The following is a 20988-nucleotide window of genomic DNA, read 5'->3' on the forward strand; positions in this document are numbered from 1 at the left end:
CGGCGGCGACGTCCGGGATCAGGATCGCCCGGCCACGGTCAGCCCGGTCTTCCCCCCGTGTCCCCCCTCGCGTGTCAGCCGCAGCAAGGCCTGCGCCGCCGTCTCCAGCGCGCCGCTGTTGTCGATCACCGTCAGCCGGCAGCCAGCCGGCACGGCGAAGGGTTCGCTGGCACGCTGCAGGCGCCGGACGATGGCTTGTTCATCCTCGCGGCCGCGCAGGCGCAGGCGCTCTCCCAGTACCTGCAGGCGCACGCTGATCTGTACCGCGTGCAGGGCGGGGTAGCGGGCGTGAGCGGCGGCGAGGTGTTCGCGTGATCCGTTGACGACCACGCACAGGCCTTGCGCCAGCCAGGCGTCGAGTTCGATACCAATGCCATAGCACAGGCCGTGGCTGCGCCAGTGCAGCGCGAAGCCGCGTTGCGCGGCGCACCGCTCGAACTCGGCCTGGGTGATCGCGATGCTGGCTTCGTCGGCGCTGCTGGCGCGGGTGATGTAGCGCTGTGCTATCCGTACGCGCCCATCGTCCTGCAGCTTGTCGCGCAAGACGCGCAGCAAGGAGTCTTTGCCGCTGCCGGAAGGGCCCATCAGGTAGATCAGCCGGCTTCCGCCGGCGGCTTGAGCCGGTGCCCCGGGCATGTCGGCCCGGGCGGCGGTGCCTGTTGCGTGGATGTTCATGCCGCGGTTTCCAGCAGGGCCGCGCCGGCGGCGTCGGTGATGCTGCCGTCGAAGCCGTAGTGGCGGGCCGCCATGAAGGGCGCATCCGGTGCCGGCTGCAGGAACAGGCTGACATCGCGTACGGGCATCGGCGCTTGCAGGAGCGTGCCGCTGGCGGCTTGCAGCATGGCGATGGCTTCGGCTTGTTCGGCTTCGTCCAGCATGCCGGTCAGCGTGATGTGGAATATGAAGGTTTCGAATGCGTAGGGGTAGCCCCAGGCGTCGAGCATGCGCCGGGACGCCGCGCTGAGTTGCGCGGGATTGCGGCGGGCAAGTTCGGCGCTGGTGGGCGGCGCGCGGAAGTCGTCCAGTTCCCGTACAGCGGCGTCCGCCAGGGCGTGCATGCGCGCATTGGCGCTTGCGTCGCCGCCCAGGCACCAGGCCAGGAAGCCGCGCAGGTTCTGCAGGGCGAGCGGAACGGCGAAGGGCTGGCGGTCCAGGGCGAAGGCGCGCATGGCGGCGTCGAGCCCGGCTGGCGTCTGGCTGTCCGCAAGGCGGAACGGTGCCTTGAGCGTGGCATGCAGGCCATAGTAGGCGGGTGCTTCGGTCCAGCAGGCAATGCGGGCATCTTCCCGCGCGGGGCGTGCGATGGCTGCGCCCGTGTCGGCGCAGCGGCCCAGCCACTGCGCGCCCACCTGCCGGAACGGCGCGGCGGGATGGAGGTAGATGGCGTAGCGATAGGCCCGGGACATTGGGTTTGGTGCGGTGCTTGGCATCATGGGAAACGGTCAGGCGGCGCGCCGTTCGTCGCCGGACAACACCAGCGGGAAGGCGCGGGTGGCGTGCCGCAATACGCCGCCGACGATGGCGGCGCAGACTTGCGGCAGGGCGGGATCGTGGTCGTCTACGATGATGGCGTCGGCGCGCAGGCCGGGGCCCAGCGTGCCGCGGTCGTTCATGCCGGCGGCGCGCGCGGGGTTGCGCGAGACCAGGTCCCAGGCGGCCGGCAGCGGCAGCACGCCGAGCTGCGTCAGCCGGAACGCCGCTTGCAGCGGCGCCGGGTAGTAGTAGTCGGAGGCCAGTACGTCGCACAGCCCGGCGGCGATCATCTCGGTGGCGTCCGGGGCGCCGGTGTGGCTACCGCCGCGGATCACGTTGGGCGCGCCGAATACGGTGTGGTTGCGCAGGGCACGGGCGGCGCGGGCCACGTCGACGGTGAGCGGGAATTCCGCCACCGTGCAGCCTTGCTGGTGATATCCCTGGCGCGTGGCGGCATCGCCGTCGTCGTGCGATGCCACCTGCAGGCCGGCGGCGCGGGCGGCGGCAATCAGCCGGGCCACGCCGGCGGGCACGGCGCCCGCCTGCGCGGCGGCCTGTTCCAGCCGTTGGCGGAAGGTGGCCGGGTCGCATTCCGCGCGGTCCGCGTATTGCGCCAGCTTGCGGGCGTCGTGCATGCGGGTCGCCATCAGCGGCAGGTGGTCGTTGATGGCGACGAAGCGCACCTTGCCTGAATCGATCCACTCCAGGGCCGTCTCCAGCCCGGCCAGGTGGTGCGCCTCGAAGCGCAGGTGCACGTGGTGCTGCGCGCCCAGCGTGCCGCGCATGCGTTCCAGGCCGTCGAACATGCGTTGCGCGTACGCCTCGCCGCGCAAGCCGCCTTCCCACGACAGCGTCACGCCATGCAGTTCGGTGGTGATGCCATGCGCGAGCAACTGGCGATCCACGTCGAACAGCGCGCTGGTGTACGGGAAGCTGACGCCGGGCCGCGGCATCACCGCGCGCTCGAAGGCGTCGCCGTGGATATCCACGATGCCGGGCAGCACCAGCAGGTCGCCCGCATCGAGGGCGCCTCCCGGCGTACTGGCGGGCGCCGCCAGGCAACCATCGCGGAAGGCGAAGGCGGCCGGGGCGATGCCGTTGGCGGCCAGGACGCGCCGGCCGCGCAGGCCGGCGAGGGTGGGGTGATATGCGTGATTGGTATCCATGCTGGCGACCTTAGCGCGGGCAGATGACAAGCGGATGTCTAGACCAATTGCGGTGCGATTCGTGCATTGGCGGATTGTCTCGGTGCATCGCCGCCTGCGCAACCCGCGGCGAAGCTATCGTGTCCCGGTATGCGATTGCAACCCGTGCTGCACGCCATACCGGAAGTAAGCAAATTGCGGGCCGGCCGATGTTCGGTCCATCCCTGTGGCGCGAAGATCATGGCCGGTGCCGCCTAGTCCTGGTCGGCCACGGTCAGTTGCACCCAGTCGCCGGCGAAACGCACCACGCTGTATTGCAGCGGCGCGCCTTCCGGGTCGACATTGAGCGCTTCCACCTGCAGGATCGGCCGGGTCTTGGGCTGGTTGAGCTGGCGGGCCACCGGCGCGGTCGGCATGGCGGCGGTGATGCGCGACCATTTGCGCGTGTAGTCGGTGATGCCGTAATGGGCGAGCGCTTTGGAGATGGACTGGCGCGCGCGCAACTGTTCATCCATGTCGGGAAAGCGGGCGGCATCGAAGTAATGATCGGCGACGTCGATGGTGCGGGCTTCGGCCTTGCCCAGCATTTGCACGCGCAGGATGGGGGCGCTGCGTCCCAGCCCCAGGTGCTTGGCGATCTCGTGCGCGCGCAGCGTTTGCGATTCGAGCACTTCGATGTGCCCGCGCATGCCCTGGCTGGCCAGGTTCTGCGAGAAACGGGTACGGCGCCCGATGGCGTAGTCGATCGCGTGCTCCTGCACGAACGTGCCCCTGCCTTGCTCGATGCGTACCAGGCCGTTCTGCTCCAGTTCGCCCATGGCGCGGCGGATGGTGTGGCGATTGACGGCGAACCGGCTGGCCAGCTCCGGCTCGGGCGGCAGCCGCTCGCCCGGCATGTAGAGCTTGTTGCGGATGTCGAGCGCCAGGGCTTCGCCGATCTGGCGCCATACCGCAACTCCCGAACCGCGTTCGACTTCCTGTTCCACCATCCTGTCCTGCCTTTTCGTCATCCTGCGTTAATCATTGGCGTGCTTCAATGGAATGCGATTGTGCCTCAACCGCGCAGTGCGGTGCGTAGAACCAAACAACGTCGCCAGGCGTCATCAAAGCTTCATCTGGCTATGTTGTAGTTCGGCCATGGATGGTATTCTACATCTAAACGTATAGACGTATAGGGGATGTGAAATGGATCGAACCGATACCGGATCCGGCACGCAGCCAGCGGCGGCGGCCCGGGAACAGGCCGGCCAGGCGGCGCGCGCCGCATGGCTGCGCGTGCTGGCGCTGGCGGACCCGGAAGCCCTGGAGCAGGCCGTTGGCCGCCTCGGCGCGCTGCCGGCCTATCGCCTGCTGCGCAAGCCGGAAAGCGGCATGGCGATGGTGCGAGGGCGCGCCGGCGGCACCGGTGCGCAGTTCAACCTGGGCGAAGTCAGCGTAACGCGCTGCGCGGTAACGCTGGAGCCTGGCGTGGTGGGCGTGGGCTACGTGCAGGGCCGTACACACCGCCAGGCGGAGCAGATCGCCGTGCTGGATGCGCTGTTGCAACTGCCAGGCTGGCATGCGCGCGTGCAGGCCGAAGTGGTCTCGGCGCTGGCCAGGGAACGCGCGGCGCGTGGCGAACACGAGGCCGCGGTGGCAGCACAGACAAAAGTTGAATTTTTTACCATGGTGCGTGGAGAGGATTGAGATGCCAGGCCAACCGATTGCCGCCCAGGCGGCTGGATACGACAACGCGCCTGCGAGCCGCCAGGCGCCGATGCTGTTGCCCGGCTTCGACGATGCGGTGAAGTCGGCGCAGCGGACCTTCCGCGCCGCGCTGGACGCCATGTCACACCCCGGCACCATCGGCGAGCTGGCCGAGCCGTGCGGCGTGCCGCCGGGCCTGTCGCCTGCGCTGAGCGCGCTGCTGCTGGCGCTGGCCGATTGCGATACGCCCGTGTGGCTGCCGCCGCAAACGCCCGAGGGCGTGCGCGCCTTCCTGCGTTTCCATTGCGGCTGCCCGCTGGTGGCCGAAGTGGGGCAGGCCACCTTCGTGGCGGTGCCGGCCGGCCATGCCGTGCCGGATCTCGCGGCGTGCGCCCAGGGCGATCCGGCTTATCCCGACCGCTCCGCCACGCTGTTGCTCGAAGTGGAGTCGCTGTGCGATGGCCCTGCCGTCACGCTGCGCGGCCCGGGCATCGAGCACCAGGCGGCGCTGGCCGTGCAAGGCTTGCCGGCCGGTTTCTGGACCCAGTGGCAAGCCAACCATGCGCGCTTCCCGCTCGGCGTGGATGTGCTCCTGACCAGTGCCAGCCGCTTGTGCGCGCTGCCGCGCACCACCCAAGCGGAGGCTTGATATGTACGTTGCCGTCAAAGGGGGCGAACGCGCCATCCTCAACTCCTATCGCATGCTGGACGACTACCGCCGCGGCGACCGCGCGGTGCCGGAGCTGACGCTGGCGCAGGTGCGCGAGCAGATGCCGCTGGCCGTGTCGCGCGTGATGGCCGAGGGCTCGCTGTACGATCCGCACCTGGCAGCGCTGGCCATCAAGCAGGCCGCGGGCGACCTGATCGAAGCCGTGTTCCTGCTGCGCGCCTATCGCACCACCTTGCCGCGCTTCGGCTATTCGGTGGCGCTCGATACCGGCGCCATGCGCTTGCAGCGCCGGATCTCGTCCACCTTCAAGGATGTACCGGGCGGGCAGGTGCTGGGCCCGACCTACGATTACACCCAGCGCTTGCTGGATTTCACGCTGGAGGCCGAGCGCGAGAATGCACCGCTGCCGCCGGCGGCGTCCACGCTGGACGCGCGCATGCACCGCGTGACCGACCTGTTGCGCCAGGAATCGCTGATCGAGCCGGAGACGGTGCCCCCGCACGATCCCGCGCCGCCCGACCTGACGCGCGAACCGCTGGAGCTGCCCGCTGCCCGTCCAGCGCGCTTGCAGAACCTGGCACGCGCCGATGAAGGCTTCTTGTTGTCGATGGGCTACTCGACCCAGCGCGGCTACGGCAACTCGCATCCGTTCGCGGCGGAGATCCGCTATGGCGCGGTGGAGGTCGAACTGTTCGTGGAAGAGCTGGGATTTGCCGTGACCATCGGCGAGATCGAGGTCACCGAATGCCAGATGGTGAGCCAGTTTGCCGGCAACGCGCAGGAGGGGCCGAGCTTTACGCGCGGCTATGGCCTGGTGTTCGGCTACGGTGAGCGCAAGGCGATGTCGATGGCGCTGGCCGACCGCGCGATGCGCGCCGCCGAACTGGGCGAAGCGGCCGACGCGCCCGCCAATGACGTGGAGTTCATGCTCTACCACAGCGACAACGTGGAAGCCTCCGGCTTCGTGCAGCATCTGAAGCTGCCGCACTACGTGGATTTCCAGACCAATCTCGAACTGCTGCGCCGGCTGCGCGCCGAGCGAGGGCAGGGCGTCCCGGCGCCGGCGCCGGTGCCGCCGGAAAGCGACCCCACCGCCATCGCTCAAGCCCCGTCGCAGGAGGCCATCGCATCATGAACGACACCAATGCCAGCGCCGTCGTGCGCGACGAACACTACAACTTCGGCTATCTCGACGAGTCCACCAAGCGCATGCTGCGCCGCGCGCTGCTCAAGGCGGTGGCGATCCCCGGCTACCAGGTGCCGTTCGGCAGCCGCGAGATGCCGCTGCCATACGGGTGGGGCACCGGCGGCATCCAGGTCACGGCCTCCATCATCGGCAGCGACGACGTGCTCAAGGTGATCGACCAGGGCTCGGACGACACCACCAACGCCATCAATATCCGCCGCTTCTTCGGCCGCGTCACCGGCGTGCAGACCACCGAACGCACCGCGCAAGCCTCCATCGTGCAGACCCGCCACCGGATTCCTGAGACGCCGCTGGCCCAGGGCCAGATCATGGTGTTTCAGGTACCGATCCCGGAGCCGCTGCGGTGGCTGGAGCCGAGCGAGACCGAGACCCGCACCATGCATGCGCTGGCGGAATACGGCGCCATGCATGTCAAGCTGTACGAGGACATCGCGCGCCATGGACGCATCGCCACCACCTACGACTACCCCGTGATGGTCAACCAGCGCTACATGATGCGGCCGTCGCCCATCCCCAAGTTCGACAACCCTAAGCTGGACCGCAGCCCGGCGCTGATGCTGTTCGGCGCGGGGCGCGAGAAGCGGGTCTATGCGGTGCCGCCCTACACCAGCGTCAAGAGCCTGGATTTCGACGACCATCCCTTCGCCGTCGAAACGTGGTCGGGCTGCTGCGAACTGTGCGGCGCCACCGACAGCTATCTCGATGAAATCATCACCGACGACGCGGGCGGCCGCATGTTCGTCTGCTCCGATACCGAGTACTGCGCCACGCGCCAGGAACAAGGTGAAACCGGCGCCAACGCCAGCAAGGAGGCCGCATGAGCCGCACCGATCCGCACCAGCCGCTGTTGTCCGTGCGCGGCCTGACCCGCACCTGGGACGGCGTGCACGGCTGCCACGATGTCAGCTTCGATCTCTTTCCCGGCGAAGTGCTGTGCGTGGTGGGCGAATCCGGCTCCGGCAAGAGCACCTTGCTGCAAGCGGTTTCCTGGCAGGCCGCGCCGGAGTCCGGCAGCGTGCGTTACGACACCCGCGAGCAAGGGCTGGTTGACCTCGCCACGCTGTCCGATGCCCGTCTGCGCCTGCTGGCGCGCACCGACTGGGGCTTCGTGCGCCAGAACGCGCGCGATGGCCTGCGCATGCGCGTGAGCGCCGGCGCCAATATCGCCGAGCGCCTGATGGCGGTGGGCGGACGCCACTACGGTGAACTGCGCGAGGTCGCCGGCACCTGGATGGAAAAGATGGAGCTGGACCTGGGGCGCCTGGACGATGCGCCGACGAGCTTCTCGGGCGGCATGCAGCAGCGCCTGCAGATCGCCCGCAACCTGGTGACGCATCCGCGCCTGGTGTTCATGGACGAGCCCACTGCCTCGCTCGATGTCTCCGTGCAGGCCCGCCTGCTCGATCTGCTGCGCCGGCTGGTGGCGGACCTTGGCCTCGCCGCCATCATCGTGACCCACGACCTCGCCGTGGCACGCCTGCTGGCGCACCGCACGCTGGTGATGCAAGGCGGGCGCGTGGTGGAAAGCGGCCTGACCGACCAGATCCTCGACGACCCGCACCATCCGTACACCCAATTGCTGGTGTCTTCCATCCTGCAGAGCTGACCATGACGCAAGACTCCAACAACCATCAAGGCAATGCCAACACGAATACCGTCGATGCCACCGGTGCCAGCCGCATCCAGGTGCGCGGCCTCGGCAAGACCTTCGTCCTGCATAACCAGGGCGGCACGCGCCTGCCGGTGCTGCAGGCCATCGACTTCGACGCCGCCGCAGGCGAATGCCTGGTGCTGGCCGGCAGTTCCGGCGCGGGCAAGAGCACGCTGCTGCGCTGCCTGTACGGCAACTACCTGGCCACCGAAGGCAGCATCCGCATCCGCGACGGCAACGACTGGGTGGAACTGACCCGCGCGCCTGAGCAGCGCATCCTGCAACTGCGCCGCGAGGTGATCGGCTATGTCAGCCAGTTCCTCCACGTGATCCCGCGCGTGAGCACGCTCGACGTGGTGGCCGAGCCGCTGCAGCAGCGCGGCGCCGGCGCCGATGAAGCGCGCGAGCGCGCGGCGACGCTGCTGGCGCGGCTGCAGGTGCCGGGCCGTCTTTGGAGCCTCCCGCCGGCGACTTTCTCGGGCGGCGAGCAGCAGCGCGTGAACATCGCGCGCGGGTTGATCGGCGGTCATCCGGTGCTGCTGCTCGACGAGCCGACCGCCTCGCTCGATGCCGACAACCGCGCCGTGGTCGTGGCGCTGATTCGCGAGGCGCTGGCCGAGGGCCGTTGCCTGGTCGGCATCTTCCACGACGAAGCGGTGCGCGATGCCGTGGCCACCCGGTTGCTGCCCTTGCACCCGCCCGCCGTCACCGAGGCCGCGCCCGCCGGCAAGCTTGCCGCCGTGGCTGGCTGAGCCGATTCGTTGTTGCTTTTATCCGTTCCCAATCGTTCCCGGAAACGACCATGCTTCCTGCCTACCTGACCCATGCGCGGATCGTCCTGCCCGACGGCGTGCTTCCTGACAGCGCGCTGCTGATCGAGAATGGCCTGATCGCGGCCATCGAGCCGGATGCCGCCGCCGTACCGCGCGCCACCCAGGTGATCGACCTGCGCGGCCAGACCCTGATGCCCGGCCTGATCGACCTGCATTGCGATGCGATCGAGAAAGAAGCCGAACCGCGCTCGCGCGTGATGTTCCCGCTCGATTTTGCCGTGGCGCAGGTCGACCGCCGCAACGCCGCTGCCGGCATCACCACGCCTTATCATGCGGTGTCGTTCGCCAGCAATACGTTCGGCGTGCGCAACTACGAGACCGCAGGCGCCCTGGTGCGCGCCGTCACGGCTTTCCGTGATCACAGCCTGGTGGACAACCGTGTCCATTGCCGCTACGAAGTCACCGATGCCAGCGCGCTGCCCGTGCTTGAGCAACTGATGGAGGCCGGCGTGGTGGACCTGGTCTCCGTGATGGACCACTCGCCCGGCCAGGGCCAGTTCAAGACGCTCGAAGCGTACCTGGCCTACATGATGGGCAACCACGCCATGAGCCGCGAAGAAGCGCGCGCCGCCGCCGACAAGAAACTGGTGGAGAAGCATGGCGCGCTGGAGCGCGTGGAACGCCTGCTGGCGCTGGCCGCGCGGATGGGCATTCCCGCCGCCAGCCACGACGACGATTCGGTCGAGCGCATTGCCACCATGCAGGCGCTGGGCGTGCGCATGAGCGAGTTCCCGATCAACCTGGAGACCGCGCAGGCGGCCAAGGCGCAAGGGCTGCCGACCATCCTCGGCGCGCCCAATGTGCTGCGCGGCCAGAGCCAGAGCGGTTCGATGCGCGCCATCGACGCCATCCGCGCCGGCGTGGCGGATTGCCTGTGTTCGGACTACCAGCCATCCACGCTGATCGCGGCGGCCTTCGCCGCCGAGCGGCAGGCGGACCTGAGCCTGCCGCGGGCTGCCGCGCTGGTCGGCGCCAACCCGGCGGCGGCCTGCGGGCTGTCCGACCGCGGCCGCATCGCGGCCGGGCTGCGTGCCGACCTGGTGGCGGTGGCAATGGTGGCGGGCCAGCCGCTGGTGACGCATACGTGGTCAGCGGGCCGCCTGGTGTTTGCCGCACGGTATCCGGCAGGCGTAATGAGTTCCGACAGCGCCGGCGTCGTCCGGATTCCAGCTTCTGCAGAGGAGGGGCGCGCAGCCGCGTGACGCTGCCCCCGGCCATATCGGAGGCTGGAAGGGGTTCGCGCGTGGCCGGATGGCAGCGCCCTAGCGGCTGGAGGCGCGAGCGGTGGCGCGGGGGGCGGCGTGCCAGTCGCCCGGTATGTCGGGGAAGATCTCGCACTCGCCGCGCACGATCAGTTCCACCGTTGCGCATACGCCTTTGACGCCGCGCGGGCCGACGCAGACCAGGCTGTGAGGATGCTCTGAATGATTGGGAATGGCGTACACGCGCATCCCCTCCTGATACAGGGGATGGGCGGGCAGCCTGGCGTTCAGCATCTCGACAAAACGCAAGGGGCTTACGACTGGCTTTTCCATCGTGCTCTCCCATGGAGCATGGGCGTAACCTCCGGCGGGCGCCGGATGGCCAGAAAGTGCGGGGAGGACGGAAGGCGGGAATCCCTCCGGCCGTGATATCTGCACAAACCAGGAATGTGGTCCTGGCGCCGCGGCGGGCGCGGAATGCGGCGCGATAGCCGCTCGTCGCGGTTCTCGAAGCAAGGGTCCACGCGGTAAGGTTAGGCGATCTGCCGGCGGGTTCAAGCTTGCCAATGGCACGAAACGGCGGGTGGGGCGAGGCCGCCACTCCGGATTGCGGCAGGTCGCCGGAATGCGGATCGGAAGGCGCACGCCTGCCTTTGTGCATGGTCCGGCGTATTTAGGCGCTATCGCCGGCGCCGGTTAGTCGGGAAGGCCGGTTGCCGTGCTGAGGTATATTGCACGGATGCCAGTCTCCGGGACGCCTCGGTTGCCGTTCCCCGCGTCCCGGGTCTTGGTCATGAATATTTAGCCGGGACCGCGCGATGACGCGCCCCTTACCGAATTCCTTCCCGCATGAACGTTACGCCAACCCTTGCCGCAACCGGTGCTGCTTCCATTTCCGCGTCCGTTGCCACGCTGCTCGCGCACTACGATGCCGCCATCCTGCCCCTATGGAACGGTCCGGGCTGGCATGCCGCCATGCAACTGCCCTATGAGGCGCTGTCGGCCACCGATCGCCAGCCGCTGCCGGTGGTGCGCTATCGCGCCATGGCATGCGCGCGCCAGATTTACGTGTTTTCCCGGTGCGAGGGCGCCGACGCGGCCGCCCACGCCGCGCGGCTGTTCGCGTCGCTGCGCGGCCGCTTCGCCGATGGCGGGTACGGCGGCTTCGTCTACAGCATCGATGCGCACGGCCAGCCGCTCGATAGCACCAAGGACTTGTACACCCACGCCTTCGTGGTTTTCGCTTGCGCGGCGTATTTCAAGCGGACGGGCAGCCCCGAGGCGCGCACCTTGCTGGACGGCACGGCGCGGCTGATCGAACAGCGTTTCCGCATGGCGGACGGCCTCTACCATGCCGGGCTCGCGCAAGACTTCAGCCCCGTTGGCGCCACGCCGCTGCAAAACCCGATCATGCACCTGACCGAGGCTTACCTGGCGGCTCACGAGGTCACGGGGGACATTTTTTACGCGGACCGGCTGGCGGGCATTGCCGCAGCCATGCTGGCCAGCTTTGTCGATCCGGCCAGCGGTTGCATCACCGAGTTGCCGTTGACGACGGACAACGCCGGCAACCGGATCGAGCCCGGACACCAGTTCGAGTGGTTTTCGCTGCTCGCTTCGGCGCCGTCCCTGTTCGACGGCTCGCCGCTCAGCCAGGCGCTGACGCGGGCCTTCGACTTCGCCCTGGCGCACGGTGTCGATACCGGCACCATGGGCGTGGCGGCGGCGTTGAACCTGGACGGCTCGGTGCGCGACCCGCTCCAGCGGATCTGGGCGCAGACCGAATTCGCGCGGGCGCTGGTGGTGCGTGGCGATCGCATTGCGCTCGCACACCTGCACGCATGGCTGCAATCGTTCCCGGCGCGTTTTCTCCACGCGGGCGGCTGGTACGAATGCCTGTCGGCGCAGGGCAAGGTGGAGCGGGCCGAGATGCCTTCGACCACGCCTTACCACCTTGCCACCGCTTACCAGGCGCTGGCACATGCCACTGCCGGCTAGCTCGCGGCAGGGCTGAGCAGGCGGTCGAATTCGTTGCGCACGATGCGGTAGGACTCGCCGGAGAAGCCTTCCAGCCCGGCGCGGTCGATGACGGTGATATGGCCACGGCTGTGGCTGATCATGCGCAGTTCCGCCAGCTTGCCCACAGCTTCGGTGACGCCCTCGCGGCGCACGCCGAGCATGTCGGCGATGGTCTGCTGGGTGACATCCAGCTCGTTGCAGGGCGAACGGTCCAGCGCCAGCAGCAGCCAGCGGCACAACTGGGTGGTCAGCGAATGATGGCGGATGCAGACCGCCGTTTGCGAAACCTGCGTGAGCAGCGCCTGCATATAGAGCAGGGCCATGCGCTGCAGCGTGGGCAGCTCGGGGTAGATGGCGCGCAGGTCGCCGGCGGCCACGCGGAAGCCGCATCCGCTACTGCGTACCTCGATGCGGTTGGGCATGGTCTCGCCGCCGGTCAGCGCGGGCAGACCAACCATCCCCTCGCGGCCCACCGAGGCCAGTTCGACGGTGGCGCCGCTTTCCTGCAGCGACATCATCGAGACCACCGCGGTGCTCGGGAAGTAGAGATGCCGGATGCGTTGCCCGGAGTCGCTCAACAGTTGCCCTGTGCGCAGGTTGACGCTATCCAGCCGCGAAATGAGCAGGCGGCGCTCGCGCTGCGGCAGTGCGCCCAGCAAATGATTGCCGGACAGGTCCAGTTCTGTGTCGGTCATCCCATTCTCCCCTAGTCGAAAAAATCCCGGCCACGGCGTCAGCCGTTCTGTCTTGTTCTGTTCGGTTTGCCACGCAGCAGCGCCTGACCCGTTACTGTATTTAGCGTCATGCGTACGCTTGCCGACACTGGCCGGAGGTTGGAGATCGTCACGGTATTGGGGGGGATAAGCATTTGGCTGGGCTCATCCTTTTGACTGGAAGATGACTGGAATAAGGCTTAGGCCAGTCAGGTGCGGGCGGGGCAGGGCGCCGCGTCGGGCTGCGCGGCGTGTCCACGTGCAGGGCACCGCACGCGGATCGAGGCGAACGGGCTCCGGCAAACAATCTGAAAAAAACCTGTAAGTTCCATCGGTTGCCGGCGACGAATGGGCTCATTCACCCAGTTGGAGATTGCCATGTACCCGAACCTCGCCAAGTCGCTGTTTGCCGCCGCCGCCATTGCCGGTGCCGTGTTTGCCCTGGGCAGCGCCCATGCCGCCAGCGCGGCTGCCGATCGCGTTGGCAACGCGCCCTATGCCCAGTCGATGCACAGCGGCGCGCGCGACGTATTCAGCGACGGCGCACGCACGGCACCCGTGAGCGCATTCACCGATGGCGCCCGTGGCGGCAGGTTCGATAGCTTCACCGATGGTGCCCACGCCCGCACGGCCGATCCCTTTACCGACGGCGCGCGCATTGCCGGCCTGGACCGCACGGGTCCTTCCGCAGATCCTGCCCGCAGCATCGACCCGTACACCGACGGCGCCCGCACCCGCATGGTGGATCCGTTCACCGACGGCGCCCGCATTGCCGGCCTGGACCGCGTTGGCGTCTCGTCCGATCCTGCCCGCAGCATCGACCCGTACACCGATGGCGCCCGCACCCGCATGGTGGATCCCTTCACCGATAGCGCCCGCATCGCCGGCCTGGACCGCAGTGGCGTTTCGTCCGATCCGGCTCGCAACATCGACCCGTTCTCCGATGGCGCGCAGAAGCTGGCCGGCATGGACACGCGCGGCGTATCGGCATCCCCGGCCCGTAGCTTCGACCCGTACCAGGACGGCGCCCATGCGTGAGCCCGGCGGGAATCGCACGCGGGTGCTGGCTATTCGTCCAGCCAGGACCCGCGCAGATCGCTCTTTTGCAGCAGTTGCAGTAGCGTTTCGGCGGGCCGGCTCAGGCGGCCCGCGCGCAGCGAGATGAACTCCACCTCCGGCAGCGCCGGCAGGCTTTCACTATTGACCAGCGGCGACAGGCCGCGCCCGGAAAGGTATTGCGCCCTCACGGTAATGCCCAGCCCGCCACGCGCGGCGGCGATGCAGCCCGAGTGACTGCTGCTGGTGCAGACGATCTGCCAGCGCATCCCGGCCTTGGCCAGCGTATCGAGCACGATGGCGCGCGTGACGCTGGGTTCGGGTACCAGGATCAGCGGCAAAGGCTGCCTGAGGTCCGCCACGGTGCCGGGCCGCGCGAGCCACTCCAGCTTGCCGCGGAACAGCGGGGTGCCGCGCCTGTCGCCTTCGCGGCGCTTGCCGATCATCAGGTCCAGCGCGCCGGCATCCATCAGCTCGTAGAGCTTGCCGGTCATGCCGATGGTGATTTCCAGTTCCACGTCCGGATGCGAGTTGCGAAACGCGGCCAGCACATTGGGCAGCGGCCCCAGCGCCAGGTCGTCCGAGGTGCCCAGCCGCACGCGTCCCTGCAGGCGGGGCGCGTTGAACTGGGATTCCGCGCGCGTGATGGCTTCCAGGATCAGCCGCGCATGCGCCAGCAGCGCCTCGCCGTCGGCGGTCATGGTCAGGGTGTGGGTATCGCGCACGAACAGCCGCCGTCCCACGTGCTGTTCCAGGCGCCGGATATGGTCGCTGACGCTGGACTGGGACAGGCCGAGCTGACGCCCCGCATCGGTGAAACTGTGGGCGGCGGCAACGGTGGCGAAGGTCCGGATCCAGACGGGATTGAGCATGCGGCATTGTCATCGGAATATCCGATTACAGTCAATATATCCAGAGGGGTTCCCGATTGATAGCGCAATCATTAACATCGATAGCATTCGTGGCCCTGGGTTCTTCCGGATCTGCTCCCCGCGATCCCACCCGATGGCCGCGCCGGTTCTCCACCGGTCCTTGCCGAGATGTACCAGATGAACAGCCAATCCTCCCAAAAGGCCATGCTGTGGATTGTCGCAGCGGGCTTTTTCATGCAAAGGCTCGACACCACCATCGTCAACACCGCGTTGCCCGCGATGGCGCGCAGCCTAAACGAGACCCCCCTGGACATGAAGCCGGTGGTCGTGGCCTACACCCTGACCATGGCCATGCTGACGCCGGCCTCGGGCTGGCTGGCGGACCGCTTCGGCACCCGCCGGGTCTACTTCGCGGCGATCCTGACCTTTGTGCTCGGCTCGCTGTTTTGCGCCGGCGCGCAGAGCCTGGACCAGCTTGTGATCGCCCGCGTGGTCCAGGGCATCGGCGGCTCGATGCTGCTGCCGATCGGCCGGCTGGCGGTGCTGCGCAGCGTCTCCGGCGAGCAGTACATCGCGGCCCTTGCCTTCGTGTCGGTGGCAGGGCAGGTCGGGCCCATCTTCGGGCCGGTGCTGGGCGGCTGGATCGTGCAGTCGGTGGCATGGCACTGGATCTTCCTGATCAATGTGCCGGTCGGCGCGATCGGGATGCTGGCCGTCTTGCGCTACTTGCCGGATAACACCAACGGACGCGCGCCCCCGTTCGACTTCATCGGATGCGGCTTGCTGTCGCTTTGCATGGTGGCATTTTCGCTGGCGCTCGACACGCCACGCGAAGCCAGTCATGCGGCATGGAGCGGCGGCCTGTTCGCGCTGAGCCTGCTGTCCGCGCTGCTATACATTCCACATGCCCGGCGGCGGCGCGATCCGCTGTTCCGGCTGGCGTTGTTTCGCGAACCCAACTTCAGCATCGGGCTGGCCGGCAACCTGGTTTGCCGCATCGGTTCCGGCGCGGTGCCATTCCTGATGCCATTGCTGCTGCAGTTGCAGATGGATTACTCGCCGCTGCATTCCGGGCTGATGCTGCTGCCGGCCGCGCTGGCCGGCGTGGTCGCCAAGCGCTGGATCGTGCCGTTGGTCAAACGCTTTGGCTATGACACCTTCCTGCTGGTCAACACCTTGCTCGTGGGTGGCTCGATCGCATCGTTCGCGGCGATTTCGCCGGGCTGGCCGACTGGTCTGGCCATCGCGCAGCTCGCGTTGTTCGGCGCCACCAACTCCATGCAGTTTGCTGCCATGAACAGCGTGACGCTGAAGGGCCTGAGCGTGGAAGACGCGGGCAGCGGCAACAGCCTGTTCTCGATGGTGCAGATGCTGGCGATCGGCCTTGGGGTCACCATCGGCGGCGGGCTAGTGAGCCTGTTCACCGCGCAGCTTGGCGTGGCGGGCACGGCTTACCGGCTGGCGTTCCTTACCGTGGGCATCATTACGCTGCTGTCGGCGCTGGTGTTCCGCCGGCTCGACGGGGAACAGTTCGAGAAGGGCCGCGCGCCAAGCGTGGCCAGCCGCTGAATCGTGCCGGTCACGCCGCGCCTGCGAAGGCACGGCGCGTGGCCTGTCACTCCGTCACGCCGTTCTCGCGCAGCAGCCGCTCGCACTCGTCGAGCAGGTCGTGCGCAAAAGCGGACTGGTAGTTGGGGTCGAGCGCTTCCATCATTTCATGGGCGGTGTACAGGCCGGCCTCGCGCGACAGCGTGCCGGCCAGTTGCCGTGCGAACTGATCGCTCAGTTGCGACAGCAGGCGCCGCTCCGCCAGCGCCAGTTGCAGCCTGGAGCGCGACAGCCAGAGGCCTGCCAGGGTGGAGCCCTGGGCATCGGTCATCCACTGGCGGTGTTCGTAGTACGCCGACAAACGCTCGGCGGCAAGGGCGAACAGCAGCGCCTTGCGCGTATCGAAATCCAGCTTGAGCGGCGCGGCAGGGGCGGCCGCGGAAGCGTCGGGATGTGAGGTTTTCATAGGGCTTGCGAATAATGCGGAGGGCGCGAGCCTACCACGGCCGGGCGCGTCCCACGCCGGAATGGCCGTGCAGGGCCATTCCGCCTTCCCGTGGTCAGGACGGTTTGTCCGCGGCGAACCGCGCGGTCAGCCACGCGCCAATTGCCTGGATTTCTTCCATGCAGACCGAGTGCGACATGCGGTAGGTGTGCCATTCCACCGTGCATCCCTGCTGTTGCAGCGTATCGCGCGCCAGCATGCCTAGCTTGACGGGTACCACGTCGTCCTCGGCGCCATGCCCGGCGAAGATCGGCGTGGCGCGGTTGGCCTCGCTCAACTCGGCGGCAAGCAGCGCGGGCGAGGGGATATAGGTGGAAAGGGCGATGATGCCGCCCAGGCGCTCGGGATGCGTGAGGCCGGTGGTATAGGCCACGGCGCCGCCCTGCGAGAAGCCGGCCAGCACGATGCGATGGCTGGGCACGCCGCGCTGGTTCTCGCGCGCGATCAGCGCGCGAATGGCCTGGCGGGTGACGCGTATCCCAGCCTCGTCCACTTGGCGGCGCGCGTCGTCCAGGGACTCGATGTCATACCACGCCGGCATGACGTAGCCCCCGTTGCAGGTGACCGGGATGGCCGGCGCGTTGGGAAACACGAAACGCACGCCGGGTACGGGCGCCAGGTCCAGTTCGGGTACCACGGGGACGAAGTCGCTGCCGTCGGCGCCGAGGCCGTGCATCCATATGACCGACCATGTCGGTGATGGCGCGGTTTCGATCTCAATGGCTGGCAGCAGTTCGCTCATATCAGTTTCCTGTTGGGTCCCGGGCCGGGCACGGACGTCGCGAGGCACCGCGCGCGGCGTTGGGTCTGTGTGTGGATGACGCGGGAGAACCGCGCAAGACGGCCAGTATCGCACAGCGCTCGCGCAGCCCACGGCGATGCGCGACGGGCCATGACAAGCGCCACGTGCAGCGGTTGCGTGTGACAGCGTCGCGGCAGCCGCGTCCCGCGCAGGCGAGGGACGCGTCATCACCGTTGCCGGCGCGGGCTGCGCCGGCAATGGTGAAACGTCAGGCTGCTGAAGGTACGGCAGGCACCGTGATGAGTCCGGGCGCGGAGCGATGGGCCTGTGCGTGCTCGGCGGCGGCAGATGTGCGCCGCTTGTCCACCACGCTTTCGACGCCGGAGGCGCTCACGTCTTCCAGGAAGGCGACGAGGTCGCGATAGTAGTCGACCTGCATCTGGGCTTCCAGCAGGCGGCGTTCGGCCTGGAATAGGGTAAGCCGCATTTGCTGCAATTCCCTTGCTGCTATTTTCTCCGGTGTGGGCGGACTAAATCTGTCTGCAAGCGAACGCATGGCAACCTCCCCGATCAGCGGCTTCGAATTGAAGCACCTGCCATTGCAACCAATATAGTAAATAAAAGCGCGTTTCACGCTCTGTCGCGCGCCGTCCACACGGTCGATTGCCGGCGCACGGAGGCAGGAGTAAATTCATTGCCCGGCGTGCCCTACATGGCGAGCATTCCCGGCTCCGGCAGCTTTAGTTTCGCCAGGTAGCCGTGGATTTGGGCGACCACAGCGGCGCCTTCGCCAACGGCCGCCGCAACACGCTTGGTGGAGCCCGAGCGCACGTCGCCAATCGCATAAACACCGGGTACGCTGGTCTCCAGCGCGGAGGCGGGCGCCTCGCCTTCATGTGGTGTGTCCGAGCCCGTCAGCACGAATCCCTTTGCGTCGACGCGGACATTGCACGTACGCAGCCATGCCGTATTGGGATCGGCGCCGATAAACAGGAACAGATGCCGGATCGGTATTTCTGTAATGCGGTCGCTATCGCGCGTGCGGTAGCCGACGGTAGCCAGGCGCTCTTCTCCGGCCAGTGTCACGACTTCCGCGCCGGTATGCAGTTCGATATTGGGCTGGGCCGCGATGCGCTCGATCAGGTAGCGCGACATGCTGGCCTCCAGGCTCGCCCCACGGATAAGCATGTGCACGTGCTTTGCGTGCGCCGCCAGGAAGACCGCCGCCTGTCCGGCTGAGTTGCCGCCCCCGACCAGCATGACCTCGTCGCCGCCGCATAGCCGGGCTTCCACCGGAGACGCCCAATAGTAGACGCCGCGCCCCTCATAACGATCCAGCGCTGCGATGGCGGGATGGCGATAGGCCGCGCCGCTGGCTATGACCACGGTGCGGGTCGGGATCTTGCGGCCGTCGCACAACTCGATGCGTTGCGGGTGTTCGCCGCAATGCAGTGCAGCCACCTCCAGCGGGATCGCGACGTGAGCACCGAATTTCTGTGCTTGGACAAAGGCGCGGCCGGCCAGTGCTTGTCCTGAGATGCCGGTGGGAAAGCCGAGATAGTTTTCGATGCGCGAACTGGCGCCTGCCTGGCCACCGGGCGAGCACTCGTCGAACACCGCGACGGAGAGCCCTTCGGACGCGGCATAGACGGCCGTTGCCAGCCCGGCAGGGCCGGCACCCACCACGATCACATCATAGACATGGTTCGGATCGAACTCGGGCAACAGGCCCAGGCAAGTGGCAAGCTGGCCTGGGTCGGGCGCGCGCAGCACCGCGCCGCCGGGGCAGATGACCAGCGGAAAATCGCCTGGGGCGGCCGCGCTGAACTCGAGCAGCGCGCCGGCGTCGGGATCGGTGTCCGCATCGACCACGGTGTGGGGATAACCGTTGCGCCGCAGGAAGGCCTGCAGCAGCAGCAGGCGTGGCTCGCTGCCGCGGCCCAGCAGGGTCGGGCCTTTGCCGCGTTCGATCAGGCCGACACGCCGCAGGATCAGCGCGCGCATGATCCGCTCGCCCAGTTCGGCCTCCGCGACCAGCAGCGCGCGCAGCCGGTCGGGCGGGATCGCAATGGCCTCGACGTTCTCCAGCGCCATGCCGTCGACCAGGGAGGGCTTGCCGGATAGCTGTCCGACCTCGGCGAGGAAGTGCCCCGGTCCGTGTTCGCCCACCACCGTCGAACGATCCAGGGCGTCGCGCTGGGACACCCGTACATGGCCCCGCAGCAGCACCACCATGCCGTGGGCGGGGTCACCCGTGCGGAACAGGAATTCGTTGGGGAGCCATTGCTTCACCGTGCCGAAATGCTGGAGCCGGGCGATCTCGCCGGCAGTCAGCAGGGGAAACATCTGGTGCCGGCGCGACTCCATCGGGGAGAACGCTGCTGCGGTGGCCTCTGGCTCGACTGACAGGTCCGCCGGCGCTATGGCTTGCGGATCGCCGTGTTCGGAACTCCCGATGGCATTGTCTGCGCTCATGAGTACGGCCTCCCGGTGGCACCGCGCGGGAGGCGGTGCAATGGATTCGAGTGCGGCAGGAGCGTGCGCGGGAACGCCCGCGCACGGCCATGGAGAGTTTGCTCGCGATGCCGCAACGCGGCAATCCCTGATGGCAACCTTCGGCGGTGCGTGTGAGGCCGATTGCACAAAGCGACGCACGAGTGCCCTCGATCGCGACCCGCGCCTCGAAAAGCCTAGTACACACCGATAGCAGGTGCTGGCGGCTGTCAGAAGAATGGCGCCCAATGGCTCACTTTTTCTGGGTGGCTGCCAATAGTGCTGCTTGTGCCGCTTAGGTTTTTTTCGAATATTCTTAAGCGCAACCTGGTAAAAACCCTTGACTATCTACCTACAGATAGATAAGATGTGTTCCATGGACGCCGCAGCAAGGGCAGGCAGAAAAGGCCCGCCCGCCCGCCAGCCGGCTTCCAATGCAGCAGATATGTAACGACGACGAAAGTCACTTTTTTTTGCCCAGCTTGTCTACCTAGTGGTAGGTAAAACGACAGGAAAGTGACGATCCAGCTAAATCCCGGTCCCCGCGGCCAAAGCAGACCCCCGGACCCATGCTTCGATTGGAGAACATCATGAACACCAAGCTTTTTGCCAAGTCCCTGCTCACCGCCGCCACCCTCGCCGCAGCTTTTGCCGCTGGCCATGCCCAGGCTGCCACCGTTTCCGCCGACAAGTACAGCTATGAATACCGCACCCGCGACGTGTACAGCGATGGCGCCCGTACCGGCAAGTTCGACTCGTTCACCGATGGCGCCCGTACCGGCAAGGCCGATCCGTTCACCGATGGTGCCCGCAGCGGCAAGTTCGACGTATTCAGCGAAGGCGGCCTGACTGCCGGCCTGGACCGCGCCGGCGTGTCGTCCGAGCCCGCCCGCAGCATCGACCCGTACACCGACGGCGCGCGCGTCGGCAAGACCGACCCCTATACGGATGGTTTCCGTACCGTCGCCGGCCTGGACCGCGGCAGCGTGTCGTCTGAACCGGGCCGCAGCTTCGACCCGTACACCGATGGTGCTCGTACCGACAAGCGCGACCCGTACACCGACGGTGCGCGCAGCGGCAAGCGCGACGTGTTCACCGACGGCGCGAATGCCTGAGCAAACTACCGGTATGCCGTGAGGTCAGGATGACCGCGGCGTACCGCGATCCATGCAT

At 67.5% G+C, this 20988-nt stretch carries 22 protein-coding genes; 11 read left to right on the plus strand and 11 right to left on the minus strand.

Annotation, left to right across the window (positions count from 1 at the left end; genetic code table 11):
- Nucleotides 1-18: 18 nt before the first annotated feature.
- The 4 genes from phnN to phnF all read right to left on the minus strand — a co-directional run bounded on the left by phnN (nucleotide 19) and on the right by phnF (nucleotide 3607).
- Nucleotides 19-636, minus strand: coding sequence for a phosphonate metabolism protein/1,5-bisphosphokinase (PRPP-forming) PhnN (gene phnN / locus AC1DS6_RS36415; RefSeq protein WP_477104330.1), 618 nt, complete (start codon nucleotides 634-636; stop codon nucleotides 19-21).
- 35 nt (nucleotides 637-671) lie between these two features.
- Nucleotides 672-1406, minus strand: a complete 735-nt coding sequence (locus AC1DS6_RS36420; protein WP_477104320.1) for a DUF1045 domain-containing protein — start codon at nucleotides 1404-1406, stop codon at nucleotides 672-674.
- 36 nt (nucleotides 1407-1442) lie between these two features.
- Nucleotides 1443-2639, minus strand: coding sequence for an alpha-D-ribose 1-methylphosphonate 5-triphosphate diphosphatase (locus tag AC1DS6_RS36425; RefSeq protein ID WP_477104321.1), 1197 nt, complete (start codon nucleotides 2637-2639; stop codon nucleotides 1443-1445).
- Between the two features lie 233 nt (nucleotides 2640-2872).
- The gene (phnF, locus tag AC1DS6_RS36430; RefSeq protein WP_441633620.1) at nucleotides 2873-3607 is read right to left on the minus strand and encodes a phosphonate metabolism transcriptional regulator PhnF; all 735 of its coding nucleotides are present in this window, start codon (nucleotides 3605-3607) and stop codon (nucleotides 2873-2875) included.
- A gap of 196 nt (nucleotides 3608-3803) precedes the next feature.
- On the opposite strand from phnF, the gene phnG reads away from it, so the two are divergent.
- From phnG to AC1DS6_RS36465, 7 genes are all read left to right on the plus strand, one after another.
- Complete coding sequence (gene phnG / locus AC1DS6_RS36435) at nucleotides 3804-4304, plus strand: phosphonate C-P lyase system protein PhnG (RefSeq protein WP_441633584.1); 501 nt, start codon at nucleotides 3804-3806, stop codon at nucleotides 4302-4304.
- Between the two features lie 70 nt (nucleotides 4305-4374).
- Nucleotides 4375-4953, plus strand: coding sequence for a phosphonate C-P lyase system protein PhnH (gene phnH, locus AC1DS6_RS36440; protein WP_441633622.1), 579 nt, complete (start codon nucleotides 4375-4377; stop codon nucleotides 4951-4953).
- Nucleotide 4954: 1 nt separating this feature from the next.
- Complete coding sequence (locus AC1DS6_RS36445) at nucleotides 4955-6109, plus strand: carbon-phosphorus lyase complex subunit (protein ID WP_477104322.1); 1155 nt, start codon at nucleotides 4955-4957, stop codon at nucleotides 6107-6109.
- On the plus strand, nucleotides 6106-7002 hold the full coding sequence (locus AC1DS6_RS36450; RefSeq protein ID WP_477104323.1) for an alpha-D-ribose 1-methylphosphonate 5-phosphate C-P-lyase PhnJ: 897 nt from the start codon (nucleotides 6106-6108) through the stop codon (nucleotides 7000-7002). The genes AC1DS6_RS36445 and AC1DS6_RS36450 overlap by 4 nt, the downstream gene beginning before the upstream one ends.
- Nucleotides 6999-7787: a phosphonate C-P lyase system protein PhnK gene (gene phnK / locus AC1DS6_RS36455; RefSeq protein ID WP_441633589.1), complete on the plus strand. Its 789-nt coding sequence runs from the start codon at nucleotides 6999-7001 to the stop codon at nucleotides 7785-7787. The genes AC1DS6_RS36450 and phnK overlap by 4 nt, the downstream gene beginning before the upstream one ends.
- A gap of 2 nt (nucleotides 7788-7789) precedes the next feature.
- Nucleotides 7790-8584 carry a phosphonate C-P lyase system protein PhnL gene (phnL, locus tag AC1DS6_RS36460; protein ID WP_477104324.1) on the plus strand — a complete coding sequence of 265 codons (795 nt, stop codon included), beginning with the start codon at nucleotides 7790-7792 and terminating at the stop codon, nucleotides 8582-8584.
- A gap of 50 nt (nucleotides 8585-8634) precedes the next feature.
- A complete protein-coding gene (locus AC1DS6_RS36465) occupies nucleotides 8635-9867 on the plus strand; it encodes an alpha-D-ribose 1-methylphosphonate 5-triphosphate diphosphatase (protein WP_441633593.1) in 1233 nt (410 codons plus the stop codon).
- A gap of 60 nt (nucleotides 9868-9927) precedes the next feature.
- On the opposite strand, the gene AC1DS6_RS36470 is transcribed toward AC1DS6_RS36465, so the two are convergent.
- Nucleotides 9928-10200: a hypothetical protein gene (locus AC1DS6_RS36470; protein ID WP_035860708.1), complete on the minus strand. Its 273-nt coding sequence runs from the start codon at nucleotides 10198-10200 to the stop codon at nucleotides 9928-9930.
- A 516-nt stretch (nucleotides 10201-10716) separates the two neighbouring features.
- On the opposite strand from AC1DS6_RS36470, the gene AC1DS6_RS36475 reads away from it, so the two are divergent.
- Nucleotides 10717-11865, plus strand: a complete 1149-nt coding sequence (locus AC1DS6_RS36475) for an AGE family epimerase/isomerase (protein ID WP_441633595.1) — start codon at nucleotides 10717-10719, stop codon at nucleotides 11863-11865.
- On the opposite strand, the gene AC1DS6_RS36480 is transcribed toward AC1DS6_RS36475, so the two are convergent.
- Nucleotides 11862-12581, minus strand: coding sequence for a Crp/Fnr family transcriptional regulator (locus AC1DS6_RS36480; RefSeq protein WP_441633597.1), 720 nt, complete (start codon nucleotides 12579-12581; stop codon nucleotides 11862-11864). The two genes, AC1DS6_RS36475 and AC1DS6_RS36480, sit on opposite strands and share 4 nt — an antisense overlap.
- A gap of 396 nt (nucleotides 12582-12977) precedes the next feature.
- Here AC1DS6_RS36480 and AC1DS6_RS36485 point away from each other — a divergent pair, with 396 nt between their 5' ends.
- Nucleotides 12978-13637 carry a copper resistance protein CopQ gene (locus tag AC1DS6_RS36485; protein WP_441633599.1) on the plus strand — a complete coding sequence of 220 codons (660 nt, stop codon included), beginning with the start codon at nucleotides 12978-12980 and terminating at the stop codon, nucleotides 13635-13637.
- Between the two features lie 29 nt (nucleotides 13638-13666).
- Here AC1DS6_RS36485 and AC1DS6_RS36490 read toward each other — a convergent pair whose 3' ends face one another.
- A complete protein-coding gene (locus AC1DS6_RS36490; protein WP_441633601.1) occupies nucleotides 13667-14527 on the minus strand; it encodes a LysR family transcriptional regulator in 861 nt (286 codons plus the stop codon).
- Between the two features lie 177 nt (nucleotides 14528-14704).
- Here AC1DS6_RS36490 and mdtD point away from each other — a divergent pair, with 177 nt between their 5' ends.
- Nucleotides 14705-16096, plus strand: a complete 1392-nt coding sequence (gene mdtD, locus AC1DS6_RS36495) for a multidrug transporter subunit MdtD (RefSeq protein WP_477104325.1) — start codon at nucleotides 14705-14707, stop codon at nucleotides 16094-16096.
- 46 nt (nucleotides 16097-16142) lie between these two features.
- Here the strand turns inward: mdtD and AC1DS6_RS36500 are convergent, their stop codons facing one another.
- From AC1DS6_RS36500 to AC1DS6_RS36515, 4 genes are all read right to left on the minus strand, one after another.
- A complete protein-coding gene (locus AC1DS6_RS36500) occupies nucleotides 16143-16541 on the minus strand; it encodes a hypothetical protein (protein ID WP_045240523.1) in 399 nt (132 codons plus the stop codon).
- A 94-nt stretch (nucleotides 16542-16635) separates the two neighbouring features.
- The gene (locus AC1DS6_RS36505) at nucleotides 16636-17322 is read right to left on the minus strand and encodes an alpha/beta hydrolase (RefSeq protein WP_441633605.1); all 687 of its coding nucleotides are present in this window, start codon (nucleotides 17320-17322) and stop codon (nucleotides 16636-16638) included.
- 268 nt (nucleotides 17323-17590) lie between these two features.
- Nucleotides 17591-17878 carry a hypothetical protein gene (locus tag AC1DS6_RS36510; protein ID WP_035860742.1) on the minus strand — a complete coding sequence of 96 codons (288 nt, stop codon included), beginning with the start codon at nucleotides 17876-17878 and terminating at the stop codon, nucleotides 17591-17593.
- Nucleotides 17879-18030: 152 nt separating this feature from the next.
- Nucleotides 18031-19797 (minus strand): FAD-dependent oxidoreductase, encoded by a 1767-nt coding sequence (locus tag AC1DS6_RS36515; protein ID WP_441633607.1) that lies wholly within the window; start codon nucleotides 19795-19797, stop codon nucleotides 18031-18033.
- Nucleotides 19798-20405: 608 nt separating this feature from the next.
- On the opposite strand from AC1DS6_RS36515, the gene AC1DS6_RS36520 reads away from it, so the two are divergent.
- Nucleotides 20406-20930, plus strand: a complete 525-nt coding sequence (locus AC1DS6_RS36520; protein ID WP_477104326.1) for a hypothetical protein — start codon at nucleotides 20406-20408, stop codon at nucleotides 20928-20930.
- Nucleotides 20931-20988 lie beyond the last annotated feature (58 nt).

The sequence above is a fragment of the Cupriavidus sp. 05L310 genome (genome assembly GCF_056398185.1).